The sequence below is a fragment of the Clostridium mobile genome (assembly GCF_018918285.1).
Lineage (GTDB): Bacteria > Bacillota > Clostridia > Clostridiales > Clostridiaceae > Clostridium_AW > Clostridium_AW mobile.
In genome coordinates, this window is sequence record NZ_JAHLQF010000001.1 from 1 (window position 1) to 26,382 (window position 26,382).

At 27.6% G+C, this 26,382-nt stretch carries 37 protein-coding genes; 32 read left to right on the forward strand and 5 right to left on the reverse strand.

Annotated elements, in window-relative coordinates:
* Positions 1-152 precede the first annotated feature (152 nt).
* Positions 153-965, reverse strand: coding sequence for an alpha/beta fold hydrolase (locus tag KQI86_RS00005; RefSeq protein WP_216437110.1), 813 nt, complete (start codon positions 963-965; stop codon positions 153-155).
* A 212-nt stretch (positions 966-1,177) separates the two neighbouring features.
* Between KQI86_RS00005 and KQI86_RS00010 the strand changes: the two genes are divergently transcribed.
* The 6 genes from KQI86_RS00010 to KQI86_RS00030 all read left to right on the forward strand — a co-directional run bounded on the left by KQI86_RS00010 (position 1,178) and on the right by KQI86_RS00030 (position 4,760).
* Positions 1,178-1,984, forward strand: a complete 807-nt coding sequence (locus KQI86_RS00010; protein ID WP_216437111.1) for a hypothetical protein — start codon at positions 1,178-1,180, stop codon at positions 1,982-1,984.
* 11 nt (positions 1,985-1,995) lie between these two features.
* A complete protein-coding gene (locus KQI86_RS00015; protein ID WP_216437112.1) occupies positions 1,996-2,367 on the forward strand; it encodes an MmcQ/YjbR family DNA-binding protein in 372 nt (123 codons plus the stop codon).
* 8 nt (positions 2,368-2,375) lie between these two features.
* On the forward strand, positions 2,376-2,927 hold the full coding sequence (locus tag KQI86_RS00020) for an NUDIX hydrolase (RefSeq protein ID WP_216437113.1): 552 nt from the start codon (positions 2,376-2,378) through the stop codon (positions 2,925-2,927).
* A gap of 42 nt (positions 2,928-2,969) precedes the next feature.
* The gene (locus tag KQI86_RS20275; protein WP_281417138.1) at positions 2,970-3,395 is read left to right on the forward strand and encodes a PhzF family phenazine biosynthesis protein; all 426 of its coding nucleotides are present in this window, start codon (positions 2,970-2,972) and stop codon (positions 3,393-3,395) included.
* 8 nt (positions 3,396-3,403) lie between these two features.
* The gene (locus KQI86_RS20280; protein ID WP_281417139.1) at positions 3,404-3,880 is read left to right on the forward strand and encodes a PhzF family phenazine biosynthesis protein; all 477 of its coding nucleotides are present in this window, start codon (positions 3,404-3,406) and stop codon (positions 3,878-3,880) included.
* Between the two features lie 286 nt (positions 3,881-4,166).
* Positions 4,167-4,760: a LysE family translocator gene (locus KQI86_RS00030; RefSeq protein ID WP_216437114.1), complete on the forward strand. Its 594-nt coding sequence runs from the start codon at positions 4,167-4,169 to the stop codon at positions 4,758-4,760.
* A 49-nt stretch (positions 4,761-4,809) separates the two neighbouring features.
* On the opposite strand, the gene KQI86_RS00035 is transcribed toward KQI86_RS00030, so the two are convergent.
* Positions 4,810-5,664: a GNAT family N-acetyltransferase gene (locus KQI86_RS00035; RefSeq protein ID WP_216437115.1), complete on the reverse strand. Its 855-nt coding sequence runs from the start codon at positions 5,662-5,664 to the stop codon at positions 4,810-4,812.
* Between the two features lie 174 nt (positions 5,665-5,838).
* Between KQI86_RS00035 and KQI86_RS00040 the strand changes: the two genes are divergently transcribed.
* Positions 5,839-5,979: a hypothetical protein gene (locus KQI86_RS00040; protein ID WP_216437116.1), complete on the forward strand. Its 141-nt coding sequence runs from the start codon at positions 5,839-5,841 to the stop codon at positions 5,977-5,979.
* Between the two features lie 53 nt (positions 5,980-6,032).
* The gene (locus KQI86_RS00045; RefSeq protein ID WP_216437117.1) at positions 6,033-6,191 is read left to right on the forward strand and encodes a hypothetical protein; all 159 of its coding nucleotides are present in this window, start codon (positions 6,033-6,035) and stop codon (positions 6,189-6,191) included.
* A 194-nt stretch (positions 6,192-6,385) separates the two neighbouring features.
* On the opposite strand, the gene KQI86_RS00050 is transcribed toward KQI86_RS00045, so the two are convergent.
* Positions 6,386-6,568, reverse strand: coding sequence for a DUF1540 domain-containing protein (locus tag KQI86_RS00050; RefSeq protein ID WP_216437118.1), 183 nt, complete (start codon positions 6,566-6,568; stop codon positions 6,386-6,388).
* A gap of 151 nt (positions 6,569-6,719) precedes the next feature.
* Here KQI86_RS00050 and KQI86_RS00055 point away from each other — a divergent pair, with 151 nt between their 5' ends.
* From KQI86_RS00055 to KQI86_RS00105, 11 genes are all read left to right on the forward strand, one after another.
* Positions 6,720-7,001 carry a YmaF family protein gene (locus tag KQI86_RS00055; protein ID WP_216437119.1) on the forward strand — a complete coding sequence of 94 codons (282 nt, stop codon included), beginning with the start codon at positions 6,720-6,722 and terminating at the stop codon, positions 6,999-7,001.
* A 265-nt stretch (positions 7,002-7,266) separates the two neighbouring features.
* Positions 7,267-7,806 carry a hypothetical protein gene (locus KQI86_RS00060; protein ID WP_216437120.1) on the forward strand — a complete coding sequence of 180 codons (540 nt, stop codon included), beginning with the start codon at positions 7,267-7,269 and terminating at the stop codon, positions 7,804-7,806.
* 53 nt (positions 7,807-7,859) lie between these two features.
* Positions 7,860-8,693, forward strand: a complete 834-nt coding sequence (locus KQI86_RS00065; RefSeq protein WP_216437121.1) for a DUF2785 domain-containing protein — start codon at positions 7,860-7,862, stop codon at positions 8,691-8,693.
* A 137-nt stretch (positions 8,694-8,830) separates the two neighbouring features.
* Entirely contained in the window at positions 8,831-9,313 is a 483-nt protein-coding gene (locus KQI86_RS00070; protein WP_216437122.1) for a hypothetical protein, read from the forward strand.
* A gap of 77 nt (positions 9,314-9,390) precedes the next feature.
* Positions 9,391-10,146 carry an alpha/beta hydrolase gene (locus KQI86_RS00075; RefSeq protein ID WP_216437123.1) on the forward strand — a complete coding sequence of 252 codons (756 nt, stop codon included), beginning with the start codon at positions 9,391-9,393 and terminating at the stop codon, positions 10,144-10,146.
* Between the two features lie 72 nt (positions 10,147-10,218).
* Entirely contained in the window at positions 10,219-11,061 is an 843-nt protein-coding gene (locus KQI86_RS00080; RefSeq protein WP_216437124.1) for an MBL fold metallo-hydrolase, read from the forward strand.
* Positions 11,062-11,118: 57 nt separating this feature from the next.
* Entirely contained in the window at positions 11,119-12,027 is a 909-nt protein-coding gene (locus tag KQI86_RS00085) for a DUF4261 domain-containing protein (RefSeq protein ID WP_216437125.1), read from the forward strand.
* Positions 12,028-12,223: 196 nt separating this feature from the next.
* The gene (locus tag KQI86_RS00090; protein ID WP_281417140.1) at positions 12,224-13,150 is read left to right on the forward strand and encodes an ATP-dependent Clp protease proteolytic subunit; all 927 of its coding nucleotides are present in this window, start codon (positions 12,224-12,226) and stop codon (positions 13,148-13,150) included.
* Between the two features lie 187 nt (positions 13,151-13,337).
* On the forward strand, positions 13,338-15,008 hold the full coding sequence (locus KQI86_RS00095; protein WP_343216121.1) for a ribonuclease J: 1,671 nt from the start codon (positions 13,338-13,340) through the stop codon (positions 15,006-15,008).
* Between the two features lie 217 nt (positions 15,009-15,225).
* Positions 15,226-15,753, forward strand: coding sequence for a hypothetical protein (locus tag KQI86_RS00100; RefSeq protein ID WP_216437127.1), 528 nt, complete (start codon positions 15,226-15,228; stop codon positions 15,751-15,753).
* 62 nt (positions 15,754-15,815) lie between these two features.
* Complete coding sequence (locus KQI86_RS00105) at positions 15,816-16,559, forward strand: lysoplasmalogenase family protein (protein WP_216437128.1); 744 nt, start codon at positions 15,816-15,818, stop codon at positions 16,557-16,559.
* A gap of 61 nt (positions 16,560-16,620) precedes the next feature.
* Here the strand turns inward: KQI86_RS00105 and KQI86_RS00110 are convergent, their stop codons facing one another.
* Positions 16,621-17,049 carry a hypothetical protein gene (locus tag KQI86_RS00110; RefSeq protein ID WP_216437129.1) on the reverse strand — a complete coding sequence of 143 codons (429 nt, stop codon included), beginning with the start codon at positions 17,047-17,049 and terminating at the stop codon, positions 16,621-16,623.
* 263 nt (positions 17,050-17,312) lie between these two features.
* On the opposite strand from KQI86_RS00110, the gene KQI86_RS00115 reads away from it, so the two are divergent.
* The 10 genes from KQI86_RS00115 (at position 17,313) to KQI86_RS00155 (ending at position 23,816) form a co-directional block, all read left to right on the forward strand.
* Positions 17,313-17,531 (forward strand): (2Fe-2S)-binding protein, encoded by a 219-nt coding sequence (locus KQI86_RS00115; RefSeq protein ID WP_216437130.1) that lies wholly within the window; start codon positions 17,313-17,315, stop codon positions 17,529-17,531.
* A gap of 153 nt (positions 17,532-17,684) precedes the next feature.
* On the forward strand, positions 17,685-17,828 hold the full coding sequence (locus tag KQI86_RS20455; RefSeq protein ID WP_343216122.1) for a hypothetical protein: 144 nt from the start codon (positions 17,685-17,687) through the stop codon (positions 17,826-17,828).
* Complete coding sequence (locus KQI86_RS00120) at positions 17,809-18,294, forward strand: HAD-IA family hydrolase (RefSeq protein ID WP_343216123.1); 486 nt, start codon at positions 17,809-17,811, stop codon at positions 18,292-18,294. The genes KQI86_RS20455 and KQI86_RS00120 overlap by 20 nt, the downstream gene beginning before the upstream one ends.
* A 124-nt stretch (positions 18,295-18,418) precedes the next feature.
* Entirely contained in the window at positions 18,419-19,036 is a 618-nt protein-coding gene (locus KQI86_RS00125; RefSeq protein ID WP_216437131.1) for a GerMN domain-containing protein, read from the forward strand.
* Positions 19,037-19,269: 233 nt separating this feature from the next.
* The gene (locus KQI86_RS00130; RefSeq protein ID WP_216437132.1) at positions 19,270-19,833 is read left to right on the forward strand and encodes a DNA-3-methyladenine glycosylase I; all 564 of its coding nucleotides are present in this window, start codon (positions 19,270-19,272) and stop codon (positions 19,831-19,833) included.
* Positions 19,834-19,992: 159 nt separating this feature from the next.
* Complete coding sequence (locus KQI86_RS00135) at positions 19,993-20,883, forward strand: GGDEF domain-containing protein (protein WP_216437133.1); 891 nt, start codon at positions 19,993-19,995, stop codon at positions 20,881-20,883.
* Positions 20,884-20,969: 86 nt separating this feature from the next.
* A complete protein-coding gene (locus tag KQI86_RS00140) occupies positions 20,970-21,167 on the forward strand; it encodes a hypothetical protein (protein ID WP_216437134.1) in 198 nt (65 codons plus the stop codon).
* A gap of 237 nt (positions 21,168-21,404) precedes the next feature.
* Positions 21,405-21,779: a BlaI/MecI/CopY family transcriptional regulator gene (locus KQI86_RS00145; RefSeq protein WP_216437135.1), complete on the forward strand. Its 375-nt coding sequence runs from the start codon at positions 21,405-21,407 to the stop codon at positions 21,777-21,779.
* A 13-nt stretch (positions 21,780-21,792) separates the two neighbouring features.
* Complete coding sequence (locus KQI86_RS00150) at positions 21,793-23,241, forward strand: M56 family metallopeptidase (RefSeq protein WP_216437136.1); 1,449 nt, start codon at positions 21,793-21,795, stop codon at positions 23,239-23,241.
* A 74-nt stretch (positions 23,242-23,315) separates the two neighbouring features.
* Complete coding sequence (locus KQI86_RS00155) at positions 23,316-23,816, forward strand: TspO/MBR family protein (protein ID WP_216437137.1); 501 nt, start codon at positions 23,316-23,318, stop codon at positions 23,814-23,816.
* Between the two features lie 52 nt (positions 23,817-23,868).
* On the opposite strand, the gene KQI86_RS00160 is transcribed toward KQI86_RS00155, so the two are convergent.
* Positions 23,869-24,456 carry a manganese efflux pump MntP gene (locus KQI86_RS00160; protein ID WP_216437138.1) on the reverse strand — a complete coding sequence of 196 codons (588 nt, stop codon included), beginning with the start codon at positions 24,454-24,456 and terminating at the stop codon, positions 23,869-23,871.
* Positions 24,457-24,789: 333 nt separating this feature from the next.
* Here KQI86_RS00160 and KQI86_RS00165 point away from each other — a divergent pair, with 333 nt between their 5' ends.
* The 3 genes from KQI86_RS00165 (at position 24,790) to KQI86_RS00170 (ending at position 26,051) form a co-directional block, all read left to right on the forward strand.
* On the forward strand, positions 24,790-25,590 hold the full coding sequence (locus tag KQI86_RS00165) for a YkgJ family cysteine cluster protein (RefSeq protein ID WP_216437139.1): 801 nt from the start codon (positions 24,790-24,792) through the stop codon (positions 25,588-25,590).
* Between the two features lie 31 nt (positions 25,591-25,621).
* Entirely contained in the window at positions 25,622-25,744 is a 123-nt protein-coding gene (locus KQI86_RS20285; RefSeq protein ID WP_281417141.1) for a hypothetical protein, read from the forward strand.
* Positions 25,745-25,850: 106 nt separating this feature from the next.
* Positions 25,851-26,051, forward strand: coding sequence for an alpha/beta-type small acid-soluble spore protein (locus KQI86_RS00170; RefSeq protein WP_216437140.1), 201 nt, complete (start codon positions 25,851-25,853; stop codon positions 26,049-26,051).
* Positions 26,052-26,382 lie beyond the last annotated feature (331 nt).

The window sequence follows — 26,382 nt, forward strand, 5'->3', positions numbered from 1 at the left end:
CATTAAAATTTCATACTTTTCTTCTGCTGTATATTTAGTTCTTCTGGACATAAAAATACTCCCCTTTCTAGTGACAGATTTTTATTTTTTAATCTGTCTACCTCAAGGGGAGCATATCATTTCTGAGTAATACGGTATTTTTATAAAATAATTTAGTTTTCAATAAATTGCGTCAATTCCATGTTGAATTTATCACGCTCTTCCCAGAACAATCCGTGACCACTATATTTAAACGGTACTAGTTTAGAGTTTTTAATTCCTCTATTTTGCACAATAGCTAACGGAAATAGAGAAACTTTGTCATGAATACCATGAAGAATTAAAGTGGGAACGCAAATTTTTCCTAGATCAGGAAATAAGCTTTCATCCCTAAGTGTGGTAGCAAGCGCAGCAGTTGACCAACCTGCTCCCTGTAGTCCTAATTGGAAGAACCAATCTGAGAAAGGGCATGTTGTATTTTGAAAGAAAAACATGTCTCCAAATCCTTGTAGCATTTTAGGGCGGTCAGTATATGTTCCCTGGATAAGTTTAGTTACCTCTTCCTTTGGCAATCCATATGGAAAATTTGGACGCCTAGTGAAACTAGGAGCGGCAGCAGCGAAAAGGGCGAGTTTGGATACACCATAACCATTATGGCGAGCCATATATCGAATTGCAATTGCTCCACCCACAGAATGTCCTGCAAGTGTAAAATCTTTTAGTTTTAGTGCTTCAACCACACATCTAACATCATCAGCCAATCTATTGTAGTCGTATCCTTCCCAAGGCTTATCGGAATTACCGAACCCTCTAATATCCATTCCGATGCATCGATATCCTTTTTTAGGAAGCTGATTAAATTGATATTCAAATAAATTGTGGTTTGCTGGCCAACCGTGTATAAACAAGATTGTTTTGTTGCCCTTAGGGTTAACATCTTCTACATAAATTTTTACGTCGGGTTCTACTTTAACATAGTATCCCATATAAATTTCTCCCTCATTAATAGAATTATATTCAATAATATGTTATGTACAAGCACATAAGATTGTGAATTGTAATATAGCCAATCTACCTCTGTTTATTGTAAGGGATAGGGCTATATTTTTTAAAGATTATGATGTAAAATTATAGATATAGAGGAGTAAAATAGGATAGAAATATAAAAATCATATATTATGTAGGGAGTTGGTAGTAAATGAAAAAAAACATTACATCAAAATGGTGGTTTTATATATTACTTTTAGGGGTTACATTTATGATACCACCATATAGTCAAATTAAAGTTTCACCAAATGAAATAAGTAATGTTATTTCTACTGCTTTAAGGTTTCCATTATCTAGTTCCATTAGCGCTTTATTCCCCATTGCAAAATTGTTATTATTATGTACTTTAATAGTTCCATTTTTAATAGGTGAAAAATCAGCACGTATTGTTGCAGCATATTCAATCTTATCCATGTTTTTGATAGGTATATTTCAAAGCATGGCAATGACAGAGGAATATGGATTTGTTTGGATTATTGGGAACACAATAATTATGAGTTTAGTTGGGGTATTTTGGATTAAGGAATTAATTAAACCTACTAATAATTTTGCACATAATAATTTAAACAAAGCAAGGTTATGGGTTCTTCCCTTGATGGTACTCTCTATACTATTTCCACTAAGTTTTACCCAAACAGGTGAACTAATATGGGATTTTAGTATTAAAAATATTATGTTGAATGAATCAGCAACAGCTTATTGCCTTGTAACACCTACAATATTAGGAATACTTATTTTGTTTTTCCCCAATATAAATATAGAATTATTTAGGGTTTCATCCTTTGTAGGGCTTATTTTTGGTATATTGAATTGTACTATATGGTTTGTATTCTCCCCAGAGTTGTATCTAATGGGAATACTTCATTTGCCGTTATTAATATTATCTTTATATGGCTGTGGTTTAAGCCTTACTTATAATAGAAATAGGAAACTACTATCGTCTGAAAAAATTTATTAGGGAGGATTTACATGAAATACGGATGGCTTGATGAATACTGCATTTCTAAAAAAGGAGCAGAAAAGGACTTAAAGGTAGAATGGAATGCGACAAGATACCTTATTGGTGGAAAAATGTTCGTTATGCAAGGTGGCGATAAAAATAAAAAAGCTATTATTACATTGAAATGTGAGCCAATGTTTGGCCAACTTTTAAGAGAGAAATATGAACATATTATTCCCGGATATTATATGAATAAGGAACACTGGAATTCAGTATATTTAGATGGAGATGTACCTGATGATATTTTAAAGCAAATGATAGATATGTCATATGAATTAGTATTAAATTCTTTAAGTAAGAAAAAGGTACGAGAAATTATGGAAGGAAATATGCTTGAATGAGAGAAAATATGAATTGGATTGAACAAATAAAAGAATATAAGCCTTACAATGAACAAGAGAAAAAGGATAAAGAAATAATTTTGTATTCTATAGATACTTTAGATAATATTCTAACTAGGGATAACGAGATTGCACATATAACAAGTTCAGCCTTTGTAGTAAATAAAACAAAAGATAAGGTATTGATGATACACCATAATATATATAATTCATGGTCATGGACAGGGGGCCACGCAGACGGTGAAGAAGATTTATTAGGAGTTGCAATTAGAGAAGTAAAAGAGGAAACAGGAATAGATAATGTTCATCCTGTTATAGAGGATATTTTTTCATTGGACATACTGCCTGTGTTGGGACATATGAAAAGAGGAAAATATGTATCTGCTCATTTACATTTATCAGTTGCTTATTTGCTTGAAGGGGATGAAAATGAATTATTGATAGTAAAAGCAGATGAAAATAGTGATGTTAAATGGATACCTATAGAAGAAGTGAATGCATATTCTAATGAACCTCATATGATAAAGTTATATAATAAATTAATATCAAAAATTAAATAGTTATAAAATTAACTTTGCAAAACACTTTGAGGAGAGAAGAAGATGGAAAAAATAATATACCAAGTAGATGCCTTTACAGAAGTTTTGTATGGAGGCAATCCTGCGGCCGTTGTACTAGATGCCAGAGGATTAAATGAAGAAGAAATGTTGAAGATTGCAAAAGAAATGAATTTATCAGAAACAGCATTTGTTTTTCCTTCGGATAATGATACTACAGAGTATACATTAAGATTTTTTACTACAACTGGAGAAGTAGATTTATGCGGACATGCTACTATCGCTTCCTTTTTTCTATTAGGTACAAAAGGATTAATACAAGGTAATAACAATGTAAAAGTTGTTAGACAAAAAACAAAGGCAGGTATATTACCTGTTGAATTATTTTTTAATAATAATAGAGTTCAAAGAGTGCTAATGACTCAAAAAAACCTGAATTTGTTTCGAAAATTAAAGAGAAGGATATTTTAGCTAAAATTATGGGAATTAGCATTGAGGACATTGGTATAGAAAATTTTGATGTTGTTCCAGAGATAGTTTCTACAGGATTAAAAGATATTATGTTACCAGTGAAAAGTTTGAAAGCATTAAAATCAATTTCTCCTAATAATCAAAAGCTAAAAGAGTATTGTGAGAATTTAGATGTAATAGGAGTACATGTTTTTACACTTGAAACAGAAGAGAAAGACTCAACAGTATCATGTAGAAATTTTGCTCCTTTAGTCGGGATTAATGAAGAATCGGCTACTAGAACATCAAATGGTGCAATGGGCGCATATCTTGTAAAAAATAATATTCTTAAATATGAAAATAACATAACTATAACATCAGAACAAGGACATTATATGGGCAGACCAAGCAAAATAATTATTAAAATAGAAGGAGCGAAAGAAAATTGTATTATTAAAGTAGGAGGAGCAGCCGTAATAACAATCGAAGGAAAGATTATATTATGAAAAATCAAAGAGCTATAAAAATGATGGAAATGCAGTGGTTTAACAGTTTTATTGGATAGATTGAAGAGTAATATTTGTAGTTTTATGCTTAATAACAGATGCATTTTCCTTTTTTAATCCTTACTACAAAAAGGATTTACATTATAGTAGACCAATGCATATAAAGGCAATATTAATTGGTATATTAATAGCTTTTATTATAGAACATAGCGGAGAGTTTATAAAATATTTAATTTAAATTAAAGAAAATTAAACGAAGAGATAAATTTGTAAGGGGGCAGGAGTAGTGATTTTCTTTCAAGGATTTTTGTTAGGACTAATGCTTCAATTATCTGTTGGTCCTGTATTCTTTGCTGTATTGCATAAATCTATAAATGAGGGTTTTTCAGAAGCGTTAAAAATGACCTTTGCAGTTGCATTAGTAGATGCATTTTATATTTGTATTTCCTTTACTGCAATTTCAACATTGTTTAAAGTTCAATACTTGCATAAAATAATAAGTATATTAGGAATGATAGTATTAATTTATTTTGGTTTAACTTATATAAGAAATGCGAATAAAAAATCAGATGCTTTTGAAAACAAGAATAAAAGTAATAGTTTTATTAATGGATTAAAATTAACACTAATTAATCCATTAACAATAGTATTTTGGTCAGGAACCTTTGCTTCACTTATAGCGGCAAATAAGCTTATAGGAATATTTAATATAGTTATATATTCTATTGGATGTGTGTCGGCAACAATCATATTTTTAGCAATAACTAGTTTGTCGGGCAAATACATTAAAAAATTTATAAATATTAAAGTTTTAAAATTAATTGACTATACAATAGGAATAATTTTAATTTATTTTGCTATAAAAATTGCTTTAAGATAGCGAAATATAAATATATTTATAATGTAAGATATAATCCAGAATATACAATCTACAACTCTAAAAGCATTTCATATTGATTAATGTAGTTATTAAAACCTGATTTGTATAAGAAGTTTTTTAATGTTGTAGATTGGTCATCCACATTAATGATAGAGATCTTATTAGATTCTGTGCTGCTTATTAAATTTGTTAAGATACTTTCTCCAACTCCTTTGCCTCTATGATTACTATCTACAGCTATTTGAGGAATATCTCCTGTTTTTTTATCAATAATACCATAGCCAACAATGGTATTGTTTAAGCTTACAATTGTATATGTAAATGAATCTGGTAGAGCCTTGATAGAATCAATGGAATTTTGCCAAGAAGGTGTAATCTCCCAAAATTTAATTAACTGATCCCAAATAGTTGAATCAATTTCATCAATATGCTCAACTTTATAAGTTGATAATGAGTTGTAGATATTCTTATCTAGCTGAAAACAGGAAAAAGTTCTTATGATTTTAAAGTCTTGTTTTTTATAAAGTTCTAAAGCTGCTATATTAGACTGAATTACTTCTAACAAATATTGTTTTATATTTCTTTGTTTTAAGAGTTTTAGCATATTGTCAAACATATTGCTTGTTACTCCTTGTTTTCTATACTCTGGAATAACACCTGTACCTAAATCATATATGCTTGCTTTACCATCCCAGTTTCTAAGTCCATTAAAAATAAAACCCACCAAAGCTTCATTTTTAAATGCACCTATGGAAAGTTCAGGAGAATAACCTTTTCTTTTAAGCATTTGTTTAAATTTATAAAGAGGCAAGTCTAATTTTACTTCATAATCAGAAAATGCATTTAAGAATGCTATATGCAATATTTTTATATCTATATTTTCTAAAGTTTTATAATTAAACATAGTTTATCTCCCTCATATCTCAACTTAATTTATATAGTAAATTATAACATTAATTTTTATAAAAAATGAAGAAAAAAATATAATTATATACATGTATTTACTTGAACCACAAACTATGCATAACTGATTAAAAGATATATATTTACTCTACTTAATAAAAAAGGAGAGATTTTTATGAGTAAAGTCTTAGTTTTTGGAGGAACTAGATTCTTTGGTAAGGATTTAGTAAAAACTCTTATAGATAATGAATATGATGTAACTATTGCCACGATATTATTTATGATAATATATGTTATAGCCCTAATGCAGCATTAACTGCATGTGACATTTTTAAGAGAAAAGTAGGTAAGTATATTTTTATATCTACATTGTCCGTTTATGATGAAGGTTTAAATCTACAAGAAGAAGAATTTAATCCATATAATTATGAAATTGAATATGGAGAAAGGGAAGATTTTACTTACAATGAAGGAAAAAGATTGGCAGAATCTATATTTTTTCAGAAGAAAATCATGGAAATATTATAGGAGCATTCAATGGGTTTCATAGATATACTTTAAGCAATGAAAGAGCTAGAGAATTAGGATTTCAATTTAAAGATATTCATAAAGAAGTTGAAATTGTTTTTGAAGAAGGATATAAAAATACCGTAAAATTCATTACTGAATAATACGGTATTTGAAAGAGACTTAACATTGGCATAATGATATATCATTAAAACTTACATATTCGCTTGGTCTTTTGTAATAAATGTTGCACAATCTGTTTCTTGTGTATTACTTGCATTTTTGGGCTGAACTTCTATCATTTCTGCTGAACAATGGTCACCAGACATATAATAGTGACAAGTATTAACAACACATTTGATTCCTTCATTAGGACGACTCATTTTCTCTGGTTTCATTTTAAGCACCTCCTGTATAAAAGTATTAATTACATATGATATTATCTGTAAAATTTAATTTTTTATACATCATCTTAACTTCACAATAAGTAACAATATAAGTAAAATAAGCATATATTATTTACGTATAAATAAATTTGGAGGAATTTCAATGCCAAAACATTCCCACAGTTACTCAGGTGCGACAACATACAATCAGGGACATATTCACCATTATGGAGGAGTTACTGATAAAGCTGAAAGTGGAGTACCTCATAACCATTGCATGAAAGGTGTTACAACTTTTAATGACGATCATGAGCATAGTTATGAGACAAAAACAGGTCCAGCAATCAATCTAGCTTGTGGATGTCATTATCATTGCTTTGAAACTAAGGTAACTTTTGTAGATGGTCATATTCACTATATAAGTGGTTATACAAGCGTTGATTAATTTAATATAATACTTAAACTTTAGAATAGCTGTCATATTAATTGGCAGCTATTTTTATATGTAATTATTCTATATTATGGATTATAATGTAACTAAAGCTCTTGACTAAAATGTTAAAACATACTTGAAAGCTAATAAAAGAGTTGTCAGAATTTATTAATGAGAAAGTTTGTTTAATAAAATTATAAAAAATTAAATAAGATGGGTTGTGGTATTTATTTCTAAATTATTTAAGTCTTACAAGGAAGTAATTTTAATTGCTTATTTGTTTAGCTTTTTAATTTTGATTAATCTTATTCGTACAATAATAAGAAGAAGAAAATGTGATAAAGTTCTCTTAAAAGTAAAGTATACTTTATCCATAAACGATATTGGAAAGATATTAGTAAGGACACTTCCTTCAATTTTTATGATTTTACTAATGATAATGGAATATGAAAATTTATTAGATTTTTATAGAATTATAAAATCAAGGGAAATGATCATTTCCTATTCTCCGCAAAGTTATTTAAAAGTAATGATTTCTATTGTTATACTTGTTATTTCACTATTATTAAGTCAAGTTTATAATGATATTTACAATAGAAAGGAACTAATTAAACTACATGAAGATGGAATCTATATATCAGGTATCTTTGATAAGTGGGAGAAAACAAAGTCCTTTAATTGGGTAGACAATAAACTAATTTTAAGGGTAGAAACAAAATTATTTTCATATAAATGGCTAATTAATAGAGAGGTTGAAGTTCCAAATGAAAATAAAGAACACATAAACAGAATAATAAAGAATCAGATCCACGGATAATATTTTAGATATAAGTAATGAGGTTGTATATATAATAAGGAGGATTAACGTATATGTCTATGAATAAAAAACATTTAGTAGAAAAACTAAGAAAAATAAAAGATGAAGGATATAAACTAGATAAGGAAGACAATGCATTTCAATTGGCATTGGAGATGTTAAATTACGTAGGAGATAATGACAGTGAATTAAGAGATGAATTAATATACTCTATTATGTCCAATTGGGTGGTAAATGATATATTTAACGCTGAGGAATTATATAAGATTTTAACAATAAGCTTGGATGAAAGGCATTTATTTTACAATATAGGAAGTATTGATGATTCAGTATTTACTCGAAGTTTTTCAATGCTAATAGTAGCAGTGGTTTTATATGCACATAGAAAAAATGGTTTTTTAACTAAGGAAGACTTAGATGGAGTAAAAGATAAATTAATCTACTACATGAAGGAGGAAAAGGATCTAAGAGGGTATATAGATGGAAAAGGATGGGCACATAGCGTTGCCCATGGAGCAGATGCCTTAGATGAGATGGTACAATGTACAGAAATAGGTAGAGAAGGCTTAATAGAAATTCTTAATATAATTCATGAAAAAGTAGTAGTAAACTATTATGTATATATTAATGATAAAGATGAGCGTATGATAACAGCGGTAATGAATGCATTAGAGAGAAAGATACTTACCGATTGTGAAATAATAAGTTGGATTAAGGGATTTAGACGAGATATAAAATTAAGGAAATATCCAGATGAAGATTACAATATTTACATGAATACTAAAAATTTTTTAAGAGGATTGTATTTTAGAATTCTTAAGGAGAATCAAATCAGTAAATATCTTAATGCAATAGAGAAAACATTGGAAGGTATAAGTACTTTTTAACTGAATGATTAACAGTTGATTATTAAATTCTTTGATTTGCATTGAGTATACATGACCTAGAGGAGAAAATCATAGTTTTAAAATTCACAAATTTCTTTAGAAATTTTAAAAAGATCAGTAGTTAAAGGGGGAAAAATATGAAAAAGCTATTAATAAGTATTTTGATTATTATACCATTAATATCTACAATTGGATGTGCACGAAAAGAAGTTTCTAATCAAAATGAAACAAAAGACTATAGATCTAAAACTGGAGTAACTGTAGAAGTAGATGAATTTAAAAGTGATAATTTTGGATTTTCACTTGTTTTCCCTGAAAGCTGGAAGGACAAATACAGAATTGTAGAAGATGATACAAGCGTTAAGGTTTACTTTAAACCAAAAGAAAAAGTAGAGGATGACATAGGAATGCTTTTTACTATAATTAAAAAGACAGAGGAATTAGATGAAACTATGTATGACTCAATCTATGGATGTGAAAAATATTATGAAATAAATGGTATAACTTATTTTTTAGGTGGTACAACAGACTTAGGGTTCTATGAAAACCATCCTGAAATAAATACTTTTCTAAATATGAAATCAGAAATATCTGAAATTCTAAACACACTTAAATATTAAAGAGTTATTAGTGATAAGTATAATTTTATATATCCAAATTTATTAATACTTTAATATAGGGAAAAGGGGAAGGAATATTGGAAAGAGTAAAATTTAAAAATTCTAGAAATTTAACTTTGATAGGAAATCTTTATCCATCTGTTTCTCCTTCGATAATTATAATGTGTCATGGATTTTTGTCTGATAAATATTCAAAAGGAAGGTTTGAGAGATTAGCAAAAGTACTCAATGAATCTGAATATAGTGTTTTAACCTTTGATTTTAGTGGTTGTGGAGAAAGTGACGATGATAGTTTAACTGTAGATAAAAGGGTTGATGATTTGAATTCAGCAATTGCATTTGCAAAGTCAAAAGGGTATAAAAAGATTGCTTTATATGGTCATAGCTTGGGTAGTCTTATTTGTCTAAAATGTTATACTCCAGAAATCATAACAATGGTATTATCGGGAGCCTTAACTGATTCAATGAAGTATGATTGGTATGAATTTTTTACAAAGGAACAAATGAAAGAATTAAAAGAAAAAGGATATATAACAGAATATTTATCTGAAGGAGTAAGAAAAGAAATTATAATTGATAAACAAATGCTTATGGATTTTGAATTGATCAATCAAAAAGAACTTTTAAAAGATATTAGCTGTCCTATTTTAATAATTCATGGTAATAATGATGAAGAAGAAAATCTTCTTTATAAGAGATCTAGAAATGGCATGTTACTGATTTCTAAGGATTCTAGGTTAGAGATTATTAATGGTGCCGATCATAGTTTTCTTGAACACTATGATACTTTGATTTACCTAGTTAATGGGTGGTTTTTAAAGCAAAATTTATAAGGAGAAAATGAAATTTAAATTTATTAAAATAAAAAATATATACATTAATCATATTTTGTGAAGGAGAAATTCATGAAAATAATTACACTTATAGAAAATATAAATAATGATTCAAAGGATTTACTTAATGAGCATGGATTATGTCTTTATATAGAGAAAGATAATAAACGTATACTTTTTGATACAGGTAGAACTGATGCATTTATTACCAACGCAAGAAAATTAGGACTTTCCTTAGAAGATATCGACATTGTAGTGATTTCTCATGGACACTGTGATCATGGAGGAGGGCTTTTATCATTTTTGAAAATAAACAATAAAGCGAAGATATATATGAAAAGAGAAGCTTCAAAAGATTATTATTTTCATTATATGTTTTTTAATAAAAGCGTTGGAATTGATAAAAAAGTGTTTGAGGAGTACTCTAATAGAATTAATTATATTGATAGTTTTAGTGAAATAGCTGAGGATGTTTATATTATTACAGATATAGATAAATGTTATAAGACCCCTAAAGGCAATAATTATTTATACTCTAGAGAAGAAGATAAACTAACCAAAGATAAATTTAAGCATGAATTAATTATGATTATAAAGGAGCAGGATGGAATATGTATATTTACAGGCTGTTCCCACAATGGTGCTGCCAATATGATACAAGCATCTAAGAATGCCTTTCCTAATGTAAATATTAAAGCTATCATAGGTGGTTTTCATCTAATTAAATTGCCAATAATAAAGTCATTAAGTGCTTCACAAGATGAGATTAACATAATTACAGAGAAGATTATTTCTGAGAATATAGAAAAAGTATATACAGGACATTGTACTGGAGAAAAAGCATACAAAACATTAAAGAGTATTTTAGGGGATAGGATAGAGTATATTAAAACAGGAACAATGGTATACATTTAAATAGAATTAATCTGTTTAGTGGAAGCTATTCAGCATATTAAAAGGAGAGTAAATATTATGTTTAATTGGAAGAAAAAAAACGAAGAAAAAGAGGATAACATTGTAGAAGAAGAAATAATAGAGGATGGATTTAGACCAACATATAATGTTGAGTTACTCTATGAGAAAATGCCTAATTTTTCTGCAGATGCGCTATTAAAAAAATTAAGAGAAAGCTGTGAGAATGTAGAAATACTAACTGAAACAAAAGATAAAGGTTTATTAGCATTTATTTTTGAAGACTATCTTGTGGAGTATAAAGATAATAAGAGGGTTCCAGCACAATGCATTATTGCTAAAACTGATAAAGTTATTGAATTGAAGTCTTTTGAAAGTAGTATTCAACAATCATGGGAATGGAGAGAAGCAGGAGAAGCAATTGAAAATTGTAAATACTCAATTTTAGTTTCGGATATGATGGCAGCAGGCTTAGAATATCAATCTAGATTAGAACTATTCCAGAAGTTTTTAGTTGCTATTTTAGAAGAGTTTCCTTGTAACGCAATTCATTGGGTCCCTAGTGGACAAATTGTTAATCCAATTAGCTATATTGAATCACAGAAGGATTCGTCAAATTTAGGGCATCTATATGGGGCTGTAAATGTGAGATTTTTCAATATTAGCAATGGATCTGAAAACGAAATGTTAATGGATACAGTGGGATTAGCAGCTCTTGGAATTCCAGATTTACAGTGTCACTTTATTGACTTAGATCCAGGAAAAATAGGATCTATTTTATATAATTATGCATATTACTTGTTTGAAAATGGAGATGTAATAGAAGATGGACATACTGTAGAAGGCACAGAACGGGGAGGAAAATGGAAATGTCAACATGAATTTTCTTTAGTAGAACCCCAAAGAATAGTAGTAGATATGAATCCTGGTAGGGAACATGCAGCAGGAAATAGAGCAGAGATTGAGTAATTGTAAAACCATTATAAAGATAAATAGAAACACATATATTAGGAGGATTATTATGTTTTTTAAAGGTAATAAAAATATAAAAGAAGAGTAAATAAAAATAGGTGATGAAAATAATTCTAATCAAAATGAGATAAGAATCAAGCAACCACCGGTTTTATTTCAAGAAACTCAACATTTAGTATCCAAAATTGAAGATATGTTGGGGCATAAGATGATCGTTTATTGGACATCAGAAAGAGGAGGAGTTTGTCAAAATGACGTATTAGCTCTCTATGAAATATTTAAAAAAATAGGTAAAAATGAGAAACTATCAATTTTTATTAAATCCGATGGAGGAGATGTGGAAGCAGCTTTAAGAATAGTAAATCTTATAAGGACTTATAGCAATAATGTTACTGCACTTATTCCATTAGAATGTGCTTCATCAGCCACAATGATTGCATTGGGTGCTAATGAAATTTCCATGGGACCTTTATCCTTTCTTACAGCAATAGATTCATCTATAATGCATAATTTAGCTCCTATAGATGAGCGTGACAATAGAAGAGTGAGAGTAAGTCAAGATGAGCTTTATAGAATTATTAAACTTTGGGACAATAATTCAAAAGAACATCATGGAAATCCTTATTCAGATATATTTAAATATGTTCACCCTCTTGTTATTGGAGCATTAGATAGATCTAGCTCTCTTTCCATTAAAATATGCAAGGAAATTTTGTCATATCACATGAATGATAAAGAAGAGTGTAACAGAATAAGCAATCATTTAAATGGAGATTATCCATCTCATGGTTATCCTATAACATCAAGAGAGGCAAAGTCTATAGGATTAAATATAACAAATCTTAGAGAGGATATTAATAATCTTTTATTGGAGTTAAATAAATGCTATTCTGAAATGGCTCAAAGAGCTTTAACGGATTATGATGAGTACAATTACCATGATAATGAGATATTAAATATTTTGGAAGCATCAGACATTCAAGTATTCTATCAAAATGATAAAGACTGGAATTACATAAAAGATGAAAGAAGATGGCAAGTTCTTAATGATGAGAGCTCATGGCGTAAAAGTGAAGTGGTAGATGGAAAAGTTCTTCATGATATATTCTACATAGCTTAAAAATATTATAAAGAATATATCTAAAATTATATTAAATTTATAAAATCAATAGATGTTTGTATAAAAATTTTAAAAAAGTTTTAATAATAAAGAGAATTAAATTCACCACTGGAAGGCAAAATATAAGAAATGAAATTAATAAGATGTTTAAAGTTTAATTTTAAAAAGTTAAGAAGGAGGCAGTCCAGTGAAAAGTGAAATTGATAGTAATATAAAAATCATCCCTTTAGGGGGACTTGGAGAAATTGGTAAAAATATAACAGCTATTGAATATAAAGATGAGATTATTGTTATAGATTGTGGTGTGTCCTTTCCCGATGAGGATATGTATGGTGTAGACTTAGTAATTCCTGATATATCCTATTTACTAGAAAATTCAAATAAGGTTAAAGGGATTTTTTTAACTCACGGTCATGAAGACCATATAGGATCTTTGCCCTATATTTTAAAACAGCTTAATGTACCTATTTATGGTACAAGATTGACATTAGGCATAGTTGAAAACAAACTAAAGGAACATGGTATGGACTCAGATTGTGAGCTTAACACGGTTGAGGTTGGAGATACCGTCAAAGCAGGAGAGCTAAATATAGAATTTATAAGAGTTACTCATAGTATAGCAGACTCATGTGCCATGGCAATTCACACACCAATAGGCGTAATATTGCATACAGGTGATTTTAAAATAGATTATACACCTATCGATGGATCAGTTATTGATTTAGAGCGAATTTCAAGTTTAGGCAAACAGGGAGTACTATTGCTTATGGCCGATAGTACTAATGTAGAACGTCCAGGGCATACAATTTCAGAAAGAGCTATAGGAGAAACTTTAACTAGAATATTCTCTAATGCTAGAGGAAGAGTTATTGTGGCCACCTTTGCTTCTAACATTCATAGAATGCAACAAATAATAGATGCATCTGTAAAGTATGGAAGAAAGGTAACCTTCAGCGGAAGGAGTATGGAAAATATATCACAGTTAGCTATGGAGTTAGGATATCTTCATATACCAGAAGGTGATATTATAACAGTAGATGAAATAAATAATTATCCTAATGAGCAAGTAACAATAATAACTACAGGAAGTCAGGGTGAACCTATGTCAGCCCTTGCAAGAATAGCTTTTTCTACTCATAGAAAAATTACCATTGAGCCAAAAGATTTGTTTATTATTTCAGCATCGCCGATCCCAGGAAACGAGAAATTAATATCTAGAGTAGTTAATCAGCTATATAAAAAAGGTGCGGACGTAATTTATGAAGATTTGGAAGAAGTGCACGTATCAGGTCATGCTTATCAAGAAGAGCTGAAATTAATTCATGCATTAGTTCACCCTAAGTTTTTCATGCCTGTTCATGGTGAATATAGACATTTGAGACATCATTCTAATTTAGCTAAAAAACTAGGTATGGAGGAATCAGATATATTTATTTTAGAAACAGGTGAAGTTTTAGAGTTATCTAGTGAAGAGGCTAAAATAGCAGGAAGAGTTCCTACAGGGTCTGTATTTGTAGATGGACTTGGGGTAGGTGATGTAGGAAATATAGTACTTAGGGATAGAAAACATCTAGCTCAGGACGGGATGATTACTATAGTTGCAACTATAGAAAGAGAATCTTATAATATTATAGCAGGTCCAGACATAATTACTAGAGGATTTGTCTATGCAAAAGAATCAGAGGATTTAATTAATGAATCAAAAGAAATTGTTAGAAGAGAGCTGGAGAACTGTTTAGACAATAGAATTATTGAATGGTATGTGTTAAAAGCTAATATGAAAAAATCTTTAGAAAAATTTTTGTATGAAAAAACAAAAAGAAGGCCAATTATACTTCCCATTATTATGGAAGTTTAAAATAACAGTAGCAATTTAGTTTAAGCTTAAGTTAGTCGCCATGGAATGTTAGTCCATAGGCGACTTTTTTATAGATTTTTAAAGTATTTTTAAGAATATAATCCTTAAAATAGTAAGCTTAATTATGGTATACTTTATTATTATATACTTCTTTAAAGAGTTATAATATAGGCATAATTAAGTAAAATCATAAAAAAGAAGGGGGAATATATTACATATGAATACAGATAAAATATTATTTATATTGATAATTATACTTATTATAAGTATTGTGGTATGCCTAATTAAAAAGGTAGCTAAGTTTATTATATTTGTTTTAGTAGCGCTTTTTGCTTTTATTGTAATAAAAGGAGTTATTGATGGGAAAGGCCCAATAGATATATTTAATTCAACAAAGGCTAATGCTATTTATACAAAACAGCTATATGACTATACAGGAAAGATAAAAAAATCAATCGATAATAGTTTAGAATCTATAGACAATAAATCATTCGAAAAGTTTAAAGGGGAAAATAAGAAACTCAACGGATATTTAAAAGAAGTTCTAAAATTACCTCATGAGGAAGAATTAAATTCTATTCATGAAAAATATTGTGATTATCTAAAAAACATAGTAAAGACTTCAAATGCTTTAGTAGAATCAGGAAAGTTTACAGAGGACACTTTAAAAGATATGGAAAGGGTTAAATTAAGTTTAACCAATTATTTAAAAGATTTAATGAGTATTCAAGAAAAAATTAAATAATTAAGTCACATCATGCACACAATAAAGGAAATGAAAATTTTTATTAGTGCATGGTGGTAAAAATGGAAAATGTAGGTTATAATTTATTAGCTCTTAAATCTTTACTTCTTAAAGTTTTGTTAGTATTAATCTGTATATTGTATTTTTTATTTCTATATATGGATCTGTTTAATGTAGGGATATTTATAGCATCTGATAGTATTAAATATATATGTACAATACTTTGTTTTATAATATCCCTTATGACAGGTAAGGATTCCTTTAATAGGAGAGATTTATTATTACTTCAAGGGGGACTTTTTTTTACTGTTCTTGCAGATTTATGTCTCCTTATCCGAGATTATTTTACTTTAGGAGTATTTTTCTTTTGCATAGTTCAAATACTTTACTCCATTAGATATAAATCTACTGAAGTTAAATTAACACTTTTAAGATTTATAACTATATCCTATATTACAATAATTGTATATTTAATGGTTAATTTTTGGATTATAGAATTTGATCTATTATTTGCAGCAGCATTTTTTTATTTATTATGTTTAATTATAAGTATCACAAGAGCTATAAAAGCTTGCAAAAACGACATATACCCATCTCCAAATAAATATATGATATTATTAGCTATGCTGCTTTTTCTATTAGGTGATATAAACGTAGGTCTATATAACATAACAAGATTAGTGAATTTATCAGGAGAGTTGCCTACACTATTACATAATACCTCAGGAATATTAATATGGATATTCTATCTTCCTTCTCAAGTATTACTTTCATTAAGTGGATACAGATTTTATTCTACTAGATAGTAGATAAAAGCTTATATCAAGTTGATATAAGCTAAAGCTGTTGCAGAGAATTATAATACTTTTATCTTAAGGTGTTTGGATTAAAATTTAGATTTTTTATAAGTGCATCAGTGTTTCCTTGAAATCTAAAAAAAATCATTCTATCTTTATCATCAAAAACCATTAAATATGGTTCTTCTTCTTGGGGGAATATTATAATCACCACATCAACAAAAGTATTAAGAAATTGATTTTGTATCATTATTGGATTTTCTACAGGAATTTTAATCATGTATCCTTTATCAGGAATAGGATTGAATTTAGAATATATACTTTCTATTCCTTCAATATAATTTTGAACTTCCTTTTGTATTGTAGGATTTGATGGAACTTTCATTATAACTTTTTCTTTACTTATATCAAAAATCTCAATATCTATATTTGTTTTAGCAGAAACATTTGATGATATTAATATAAACGTAATTAAAAGAACTACTACTTTTTTTAACATTGAGAATCACCTCATTTTTAATGTTCCCTAAAACAGCTTAGGTTATTTAAAATAAAGTGTTTTCATATGTATCCCTTGTCAAATAGTATTAGCAATAATAGCAATTGTTACTATAAGCTAATTGATTATAATAAACAATTACATTAGCATAATTGTTTATTATATGTAGGTATATTATAAGATAGATATTTATAATTTTAAAAATAAATGATATAATAATTGTTATTGGATAATAATTATTAAATTTGCATGGAGGAAAATATATGGAAAATAATGTAAATGAAGAACTAATGGATAAATTGAAAAAAGTATGTGTATGTAAAAATATAAATAGAGCTACTATTAAAAGTGCTATAAAATCAGGTGCAAGAACATTAGAACAGGTTAAAAGTGTTACAGGTGCAGGCACTGGTGCTTGTAAAGGACGTAGATGTTTACATGTAATTGAAGATTTATTAGAAGAGTATCATAGATCAAAATAAATAAAAAGACTCTCAGATTTTTAAGCTGAGAGTCTTTTGTTTTTGGAATATTATGGATAATAAACAATTGTTATACTATAAAATTTATTATACAATAATATTAAAATGGTAAAGCATAAGTATGTAATTCATTATATAAAATAGGAGGACAAAATGATTAAGACTATAATATTTGATTTAGGAAATGTACTATTAAACTTTAAACCTATAGAATACTTAAGCAGCAAGATCCCTGATGAAATTAAGGTTCAAGAAGTATACAAAGAAATATTTCTAAGTGAAGAGTGGATTTCTTGATAGGGGAGATATAACAGAGGAGGAAGCCATAGATAGAATATATAATAGAAGTTTAAATAATAAAAAATTAATCAAGCTTTGCATGGAAAATTGGTATGAATTGCTTACTCCTATAAAGGAGTCAGTGGAAATTTTAAAAGAAGTTAAGTTAAAAGGTTATAAAACATTAGCTCTATCTAATTTTCATTTGCTTGCATATGAAAATGTAATAAAAAAGTATAATTTTTTTCATTATTTTGATGGAGGCATAATTTCTTTTAAAGAAAATTTACTTAAGCCAGAAAATGAAATTTATGAAAAACTTATTATGAAATATAATATTGATCCAAAAGAAGCTATATTTATAGATGATACAAAAGATAACATAGAAAGTGCTAAAAAACTAGGATTTGAAACTATACTTTTTGATAATCCAATAAATTTACGAAATGAACTAATAAAATATAAAGTTTTAAATAGTTATTAACTGAAATTTAGTTTAGATTATCGTAAATGCTCTTTTGCAAATATGAATATTATAACTAACTATGTTATAATCAATTGGTGTAGTATTTTCTAAACAAAACTAAGCAAAGGAAGTGGAGTAAAATATGAAAAACAAAATTAAAGTATCATTAATACTATTATCTTTACTATTATCTTTTAATCTAGTTGCTTGTGGTAAAAACAATAAAAATAATGAAAAAAATAATAGTAAAGAAGTTGTAGAAGTTTCTACAGATAAAAAAGAAGATTCAAAACCTGAAGAAAAGAAAGAAGAGAATAAAAAAGAAACAAATAAAGAAACAAATGGAGAAAAGGAAGTAGTTTTATATTTTTCAGATGAAAATGCAGAGTATCTAGTTGGAGAAACTAGAAAAATTAACAATCCAACTCCTAAAGCTGTAGTAGAACAATTAATCATGGGACCAAAAGGATCAAAAATATTTGGAGTATTCCCTGAGAATACTAAAGTAATTGATATAGAAGTTAAAGATAAGATTGCTAAAGTAAATTTTACTAAAAATTTATCACAAGAGTTAAATGGAAATTACAGTAGTATAACATCATCACAATTAATGCTATATTCTTTAGCAAACACACTAATAACATATAAGGATTTTGGCATAGAAAAGGTTGAAATAGCTATAGAAGGAAAAAAAATAAATCTGTTTGGACCTATAGACATATCCTCACCAGTTGAACTAAATAAAGACATATTAAAATAATAAAAAAGGGGCTCCCTTAAAATAGTTAAAAAAATTATTTTAAGGTGTAGCCTCTCTTTTATTTAAAAAATTAGTTCAGACCTCAATTCCGTGAAAACCCACTATAAAAAATAGTAATCCATGGTATAATTTAGTTGTAAAGTTGTTGCACAACGGTAAAATAATACGAATTCATATATATTGTAAAATTTAATTTAAAAATAAAGCATTAATCATAAATAGGGGGTAGAACAATGAGATGTTCTTGGTGTAAAGATGATTTGCTCTATATAAAATATCATGATGAAGAATGGGGTGTACCAGTTTTAAATGATAGAAAACAGTTTGAATTTTTAGTATTGGAATCAGCTCAAGCAGGACTTAGTTGGATAACAATACTAAGAAAAAGAGAAAACTATAGAAAAGCATATTGTGATTTTGATCCTAGCGTAGTAGCAAATTTTGATGAGGAAAAAATTGAAGCTCTACTGGGGGATAAAGGACTAATTAGGAATGAAAGAAAAATAAGAGCTTCAATAAATAACGCTAAAAAATTTTTAGAGATTCAAAAAGAATTCGGGAGTTTCTGTGATTATATATGGAAGTTTGTTCAATATAAGCCAATAAATAATTTATGGACAAATGAGACAGAAGTACCTGCTAAAACTAAATTGTCTGAAGAGATAAGTAAGGATTTAAAAAGTAGGGGATTTAAGTTTTTAGGGCCAACAATAATATACTCCCATTTGCAAGCTACTGGATTGATAAATGATCATATTAAAGATTGTTTTAGATATGAGCAAGTGAAAGCGCTATAAATAAGAAATTAAATCATCTATAGGCTTTTAAAACGTGGATAAAATCATATTAATTAAAACACTGTAAACTTAAGTATAATATATTGTAATTTATATATCAATGGTTGCACAAAAATAAAATAATTTCTTTAGCAATATAGAGAGGAAGTTTGTGATTTAATGAAAAATTCTATAGATATTAAAGCATTGGACGAAAACTTGAACTTTTTTAATAAAATGTACGATATGCTGAGAATTGTTGACCCACTGAAGAAAAAGGTTATAAATCATTATGGAAAGAGAATTGAAGAAACAGGAGATGTTTGTTTTTCTTATTGGGATAAGGAAAATATTTGTGATAATTGTATCTCAATAAGAGCATATATAGAAAATGAAACCTTTATAAAGCTAGAACATACTACTGATAAATTATTTATGATTACAGCTATACCCATTGAAACAAAAGATAATACAATTGTTTTAGAATTATTTAAGGATACTACTGAATCAATGATAATAGGTAATGGAGAATATGAAAAAGGTTATAACTTAAAGGATACTTTAGTGGAAATGAATGATATGGTAGTAAAAGATTCTCTAACTAAAACTTTTAATCGTAGGTACATAAATGAAAGATTACCAGCAGATATTATAAAATCTATGGTTGAGGAAAAACCTTTATCAATAATAATATCTGATATTGATAATTTTAAATTAATTAATGATACATTTGGACATCAAATAGGTGATTTAGTTTTAAAAGAAATATCCGATACTTTGATAAGTTCCTTTCCACCTAACTTAGGATGGGCAGCGAGATATGGAGGAGATGAGTTCATAATATGTTTAAGCGACACAAAGAATCATGAGGCTTTTATTATTGCTGAAGAAGTTAGAAAGAATATTGAAGAAAAAATAATAAGAAATAAAGATGAAAAAATTAAATTATCCGTATCTTTTGGTGTCTTTACTATGCATAAAGAGAAATTTACCGCTGAAGAGATATTAAACTTCGCAGACCAAAATTTATACGAAGCAAAAAATAAAGGTGGAAACATTGTAATAAAATAATATTATATTTAACAATTATAATATACTATAGCAAATTACTACCTATATGAATAATATACTAATAAATGTAAAAAAGGTGAGTAGGTATGAAATTTGCGTTTAGAAGTTTGGATTTAAAAAAGAAAACAACTCAAAGAAAAGGTTTATTAGAAGGAGATACGTTTAAAGATGTTTTGAAATTCTCAAAACGATGGAGAAAAAAGCCTGGAAAAAACATTCTAAAAAGAATAAATAAGAAAACTAATAAAGATGTATTTAAGATGTTTAAGAAATTATTCAAGTAATAATGTATAGATTTTAATGATCTAAGTAGAATGTATAATGATTTTCATAAGTTTTAAATTAAAATGCTGATTTTGATGATAATAATTCAAGATCAGCATTTTAATTTATTGTTGTTATGAGGAATTCATTTTGAAAATTAATATGATATTGGTAATATCTATTAAATTGTTCTTGACAACTACATTCTACACTTGTAGAATGTAAATATATTCTACAAGTGTAGAGGAGATGGAAATATGAGTAATTTACCTAAAATATCTGATGCAGAATGGGAAGTTATGAAGCTATTATGGGATAAAGGTAATATAACTTCTAAAGAAATAGTTGAGGCATTAAAATCTACTACAAATTGGAGTAGCACTACCATTTATACTTTAATTAACAGATTAGTAAAGAAAAATGCAGTGGGGATTAAAGAGGGTACATCACCTTATATATGCTATCCTTTAGTTTCACAGGAGGAATTAAGAACTGAAGAAAGCAAGTCTTTTTTAAAAAAAGTTTTTGATGGATCATTAAATTTAATGTTAGTCAATTTTGTTAAAAATGAAAAATTATCTAATGAAGAAATAGAAGATTTAAAAAATATTCTTGAAAATAGGAAAGAATAAAGGAGAGAATTTTATGGAAGTGCTTACGAGTATTTTTAAAGGAATATTACTTTCATCAGCAATGTCAACTGTATTAGTTATAATTATTTTGTTTATGAAATTAATCTTTAAAAATAAATTTAGTGCTAATTGGCATTATTGTATATGGTTTCTGTTATTGTTGAGATTGATTATACCTTATGCACCTAAAAGTTCTTTTAGTATTTATAATACATTTAATTGGACTATAGAAAATTCAGCATTTGAAGAAGAAAACAATAACACTGTATATGAAAAAGTACGCATTTCAGAAGAAAATGTAGAAGATATAGGAGTAACTACAAAAGAAAATATATTAAAATATGAAAAGGAAATTAAGATCAAGGGCATAAAGTTTTATTGTGTGCTCCTATGGATTACGGGGGTTTTAACTATTGGAATATATACTATTGCTATAAATGTAAAGTTATATATAAGAGTTAAAAGAGAAGAGTATGAAGGAGAGGAATGGATACATATATTGCTTGATGATTGCAAACATAAAATGAATATAAGAAAGAGCATTCCTATAATAATATCTAATAATATATCTACACCTGCTCTTTTAGGATTAATTAAACCTAAGTTGTTGTTACCAAAGGATATATTAGATAATATTGGCTATGATCAATTGAGATATATAGTGTTTCATGAATTATCTCACTATAAAAGAAAGGATATATTTGTAAGATGGATAAATGTAATCCTAAAAATATCACATTGGTTTAATCCTGTGGTGTGGTATGGATTAAATAAAATGAGTGATGATTGTGAAATAGCTTGCGATGAAAAAGCGCTTTCTTATATAAAAAAAGAAGAGCATAAAGAATATGGATATGCTATTATCAATCTATTAGAGATGTATTCTACTCCTAAATGGATGATGGGAACAGCAGGAATGACCACAGGCAAAACTTTAGTAAAAAGGAGAATTGAAATGATTTCGAAATATAGAAAATCACCTTTTATTTGGAGAGTTGTAGCAATAGTAATGTTTACTATTATTGGAATTATAGGTTTAACTAATGGGGAGTTAAATAAAAAAGACAGTTTTATGATAATAGAAGATAAAAACAATACAGGAATTATAGTTACCCTTTCAGATAAAGAAATGGAGGGAAAGGAATATGAGGAGTTAATAGATCCTGAAGATATTAAAGGCATTGTTAACATTGCAGATATCACACATACCATGACTAATCTTAATAATGGAGGTGCAACAGCAATTTATCTTAATGATGAGAAGGTAAGTGAAATAAGCAAAATTAGTGTTGAAGGCATGTCTTTTGTTGTGAATAATAAAAGGATTAATCATCCCTTTATTATAAAAGCATTGGGAGATTCAGAAAATCTTAAAAGTTATCTAGAAGAGAATAATTATATGATAAATGTTTTTCAGCAAAGAGGTATAGGATTCAAAATAGAAACATCAGAGGATTTATAAGTAAATTTTGTCATTGTAATAAAAAATATCTTTTATTAATATACTATGGTGAATAAATAAAAAGAAGGTGTACCATGGTGAATATTTTTAAGGTGAAAGATAAAAAAAATATAGGTCTACTAATTTTAACTATTATCTTAACTGAAGGAGTAGGATTTTTATCTGGCTTTTTAGGTATGTACAATAAAGAAACTTATGAAAAGCTAATAAGGCCGTCATTTTCTCCACCAGTATGGGTTTTCCCGATAATTTGGGTAGTACTATACTTTCTTATGGCAGTAGCTTTTTTTAGAATATTGCTTAGAAGAAAAGAAGGTAAAAATATAAAAAAAGCTGTAACATATTATATTATTCAATTAGCGCTAAATTTTCTTTGGACTATTATTTTTTTTAGGTTCAATCTCTATGGATTAGCTTTCATCGAACTTTTGATATTGTTAGCTTTTATATTATTAACTACATTTGAGTTTTATAAACATGATAAGGTTTCTGCATTTTTAATGATTCCATATATCCTTTGGGTATCTTTTGCAGGGGTATTAAACTTCGCTATATGGGCATTAAATGAAATGTAGGCAATAAAAGAAATAAGGAGAGCTTCTATAGCACTCCTTATTTTAACAATCCCTAATTTAGAATTTTAAAAGCAGAAATTAGATCTGTATGCTCTGCGAAAATTTTAAAGCCTATCATCACAAGTATAATACCACCAATTAATTCTGCATTTCTTTTTAATAAACATCCAAATTTTTTGCCAAGATAAACTCCTATAAAACATACAATAAAAGTTATAACTCCAATAATCAATATGGATTGAAGAATTGATACTTGAAGAAAAGCGAAGCTAACTCCCACTGCTAATGCATCAATACTTGTTGCAATTGCAAGCATAACTAGGGTTTTATTACATAGTTCCACCTTTTCAGTTGGACAACTATCATCAGACTTTAATGTTTCATAAATCATTTTGCCTCCAATAAAAGCAAGAAGTAAGAAAGCAACCCAATGATCAAATTTTGTTATGTAATTTTCAAAATTTATACCTACTAACCATCCTAATAATGGCATTAGTCCTTGGAAAACACCAAAATAAGCAGCTATTTTTAAGGCATCCTTTATACGGACTTCCTGTAATGTAACACCGTTAGTTATAGAAACTGCAAAGGCATCCATGGATAATCCAAAGGCAATAAATAGAATAGTAAATAAATCCAATACAAACACACTCCTTATAGATTTTATATAATAAAAAAAGACACATGTATAACAAAAAGATGCTATACATGAGTCTCATTATTTAATGTAAGCCAGGCCTTAAAAAGCCAATATGTTGACTATACAACACAATTTACTGTGCCAATTACTCCCTCATAATTAAAAATATTCATTTCGTACAATGCATATTATAGTATGTTTTTATGATATTTACAATAGCTAAATGTTAAATATAAATGATATATGTTGAATTGTAAAAATTAAATTATAATATTAATTGATTATTTCTCATATAAACTTATTCATATGAATAATAATTAATGAGGTGATAATATGAGTACAATAACGAAATGTTTTTGTGGAAGTGGAAAAGAATATAATAAATGTCATAAAGAAATCAAAATAAATAGTAAGTTTGCTAAAACTTATAAGTTCTATAGAAAAATTGATAGCATAATGAATAAAAAAATAAATGAAAATTTACTTAACATTGTATGCAAAAAAGGATGTAGTGAATGTTGTTTTCATATTTTTTCAATATCAGAGGTTGAATTTTGTATAATCGTAGATTATATAACTAAACATTTTAATAAATTGCAATTAGAAGATATTATGAAAGAAAGCTTAGAAATTAGAGAAATTTTATATAAAGATCATCCTGATTATATGAATAGGTTAAATATAAATATTACGGGGATTAAACCAGAGGATTATATTTATTATGTTACGGATTCTCCAGGTAAGCTCAAGAAAGGATGTGCTTTATTAAACTCCAAAGATCAGTGTAGTATATATAAAGTTAGACCTTCAATATGTAGAACTCATGGAGTAGCATATTTTCATGAAAATTATACAAATATACTGTGTAGCAAATTAAAAGTTGATGATAGTAATAGGAGCAACTTTGTAGATCTAACGGATTATAGAGAAGAATATGATGGATTATATACATTTACTAATTCAAAGAATAATTCTACTGTAATAAGAAGAGTATATCCACTATTCTACTGGTTTTGCTTACTAGAAGATAAAGAGATGTCATTAAATCAATTTAAAAAAACTGAGGTATATAAAAAATATACTACTATAAGTGAAAGAGAGTTTCTAGATAATATGCATAATATTACATATTGATGGGAATTTTAAAAACTAAAGAGGTGATTTTATGCCCTATAGAGATTGGAAAATTACATTTGACAGGGATGAAAATATAGAAGAAAAGAAAAAAAAGAAAAAAGATAATAAAAATCAAGAGAATAATAAGAAAAAAATGAATACTTTAAAATAAATTTCCTCAATTACCTCCAATTAAATATAATAAAATAGTGGGTTTTTGCAAAAAATTATACTGCAAAACAAAATAAACAAAATAAAAATTTAAGGAGGTAACACTTATGGCAAACAGAAGTTCTAATAGAGTATTAGTTCCAGAAGCTAAACATGGATTAAATCAATTTAAAATGGAGGTAGCAACTGAATTGGGATTATCTAACTATGACTCCATGGATAAGGGTAACTTAACATCAAGACAAAATGGTTCAGTAGGTGGAGAAATGGTTAAAAGAATGGTAGAAGCTTACCAAAGAAACTTATAATAAAAATAAATAAAAAAGCTGCTCAAAATCAGTAAAACTGGCTTTGGGCAGTTTTTATTTATTTTTCTAATTTTCTTTTAAGAATAACTTGAAATATATTGGGTTTACCATGGTTTGAATTGATAAATTTGTATTCATACATAACCTTTTCCTCCTAATGATTTTAATTATACTATAGATATATATAATATTTGAAATAATAGTAAATATTACTCGTATAATAACAGATATTAATAATAAAGGAAATTATTATAATTAAGGGGACTAAAGGTGAAAATAAAATATTAGAGGAAGTTAAAAGGATATTAGAAAAGAAATACGAATAATAAGA

Coding starts and splice junctions, on each gene's coding strand:
- KQI86_RS00005 (WP_216437110.1), bottom strand. CDS start 965: ATGGGATACTATGTTAAAGTAGAACCCGACGTAAAAATTTATGTAGAA.
- KQI86_RS00010 (WP_216437111.1), top strand. CDS start 1,178: ATGAAAAAAAACATTACATCAAAATGGTGGTTTTATATATTACTTTTA.
- KQI86_RS00015 (WP_216437112.1), top strand. CDS start 1,996: ATGAAATACGGATGGCTTGATGAATACTGCATTTCTAAAAAAGGAGCA.
- KQI86_RS00020 (WP_216437113.1), top strand. CDS start 2,376: ATGAATTGGATTGAACAAATAAAAGAATATAAGCCTTACAATGAACAA.
- KQI86_RS20275 (WP_281417138.1), top strand. CDS start 2,970: ATGGAAAAAATAATATACCAAGTAGATGCCTTTACAGAAGTTTTGTAT.
- KQI86_RS20280 (WP_281417139.1), top strand. CDS start 3,404: ATGGGAATTAGCATTGAGGACATTGGTATAGAAAATTTTGATGTTGTT.
- KQI86_RS00035 (WP_216437115.1), bottom strand. CDS start 5,664: ATGTTTAATTATAAAACTTTAGAAAATATAGATATAAAAATATTGCAT.
- KQI86_RS00040 (WP_216437116.1), top strand. CDS start 5,839: ATGAGTAAAGTCTTAGTTTTTGGAGGAACTAGATTCTTTGGTAAGGAT.
- KQI86_RS00050 (WP_216437118.1), bottom strand. CDS start 6,568: ATGAAACCAGAGAAAATGAGTCGTCCTAATGAAGGAATCAAATGTGTT.
- KQI86_RS00055 (WP_216437119.1), top strand. CDS start 6,720: ATGCCAAAACATTCCCACAGTTACTCAGGTGCGACAACATACAATCAG.
- KQI86_RS00065 (WP_216437121.1), top strand. CDS start 7,860: ATGTCTATGAATAAAAAACATTTAGTAGAAAAACTAAGAAAAATAAAA.
- KQI86_RS00070 (WP_216437122.1), top strand. CDS start 8,831: ATGAAAAAGCTATTAATAAGTATTTTGATTATTATACCATTAATATCT.
- KQI86_RS00080 (WP_216437124.1), top strand. CDS start 10,219: ATGAAAATAATTACACTTATAGAAAATATAAATAATGATTCAAAGGAT.
- KQI86_RS00085 (WP_216437125.1), top strand. CDS start 11,119: ATGTTTAATTGGAAGAAAAAAAACGAAGAAAAAGAGGATAACATTGTA.
- KQI86_RS00090 (WP_281417140.1), top strand. CDS start 12,224: ATGTTGGGGCATAAGATGATCGTTTATTGGACATCAGAAAGAGGAGGA.
- KQI86_RS00100 (WP_216437127.1), top strand. CDS start 15,226: ATGAATACAGATAAAATATTATTTATATTGATAATTATACTTATTATA.
- KQI86_RS00105 (WP_216437128.1), top strand. CDS start 15,816: ATGGAAAATGTAGGTTATAATTTATTAGCTCTTAAATCTTTACTTCTT.
- KQI86_RS00110 (WP_216437129.1), bottom strand. CDS start 17,049: ATGTTAAAAAAAGTAGTAGTTCTTTTAATTACGTTTATATTAATATCA.
- KQI86_RS00115 (WP_216437130.1), top strand. CDS start 17,313: ATGGAAAATAATGTAAATGAAGAACTAATGGATAAATTGAAAAAAGTA.
- KQI86_RS20455 (WP_343216122.1), top strand. CDS start 17,685: ATGATTAAGACTATAATATTTGATTTAGGAAATGTACTATTAAACTTT.
- KQI86_RS00125 (WP_216437131.1), top strand. CDS start 18,419: ATGAAAAACAAAATTAAAGTATCATTAATACTATTATCTTTACTATTA.
- KQI86_RS00130 (WP_216437132.1), top strand. CDS start 19,270: ATGAGATGTTCTTGGTGTAAAGATGATTTGCTCTATATAAAATATCAT.
- KQI86_RS00135 (WP_216437133.1), top strand. CDS start 19,993: ATGAAAAATTCTATAGATATTAAAGCATTGGACGAAAACTTGAACTTT.
- KQI86_RS00140 (WP_216437134.1), top strand. CDS start 20,970: ATGAAATTTGCGTTTAGAAGTTTGGATTTAAAAAAGAAAACAACTCAA.
- KQI86_RS00145 (WP_216437135.1), top strand. CDS start 21,405: ATGAGTAATTTACCTAAAATATCTGATGCAGAATGGGAAGTTATGAAG.
- KQI86_RS00150 (WP_216437136.1), top strand. CDS start 21,793: ATGGAAGTGCTTACGAGTATTTTTAAAGGAATATTACTTTCATCAGCA.
- KQI86_RS00155 (WP_216437137.1), top strand. CDS start 23,316: ATGGTGAATATTTTTAAGGTGAAAGATAAAAAAAATATAGGTCTACTA.
- KQI86_RS00165 (WP_216437139.1), top strand. CDS start 24,790: ATGAGTACAATAACGAAATGTTTTTGTGGAAGTGGAAAAGAATATAAT.
- KQI86_RS20285 (WP_281417141.1), top strand. CDS start 25,622: ATGCCCTATAGAGATTGGAAAATTACATTTGACAGGGATGAAAATATA.
- KQI86_RS00170 (WP_216437140.1), top strand. CDS start 25,851: ATGGCAAACAGAAGTTCTAATAGAGTATTAGTTCCAGAAGCTAAACAT.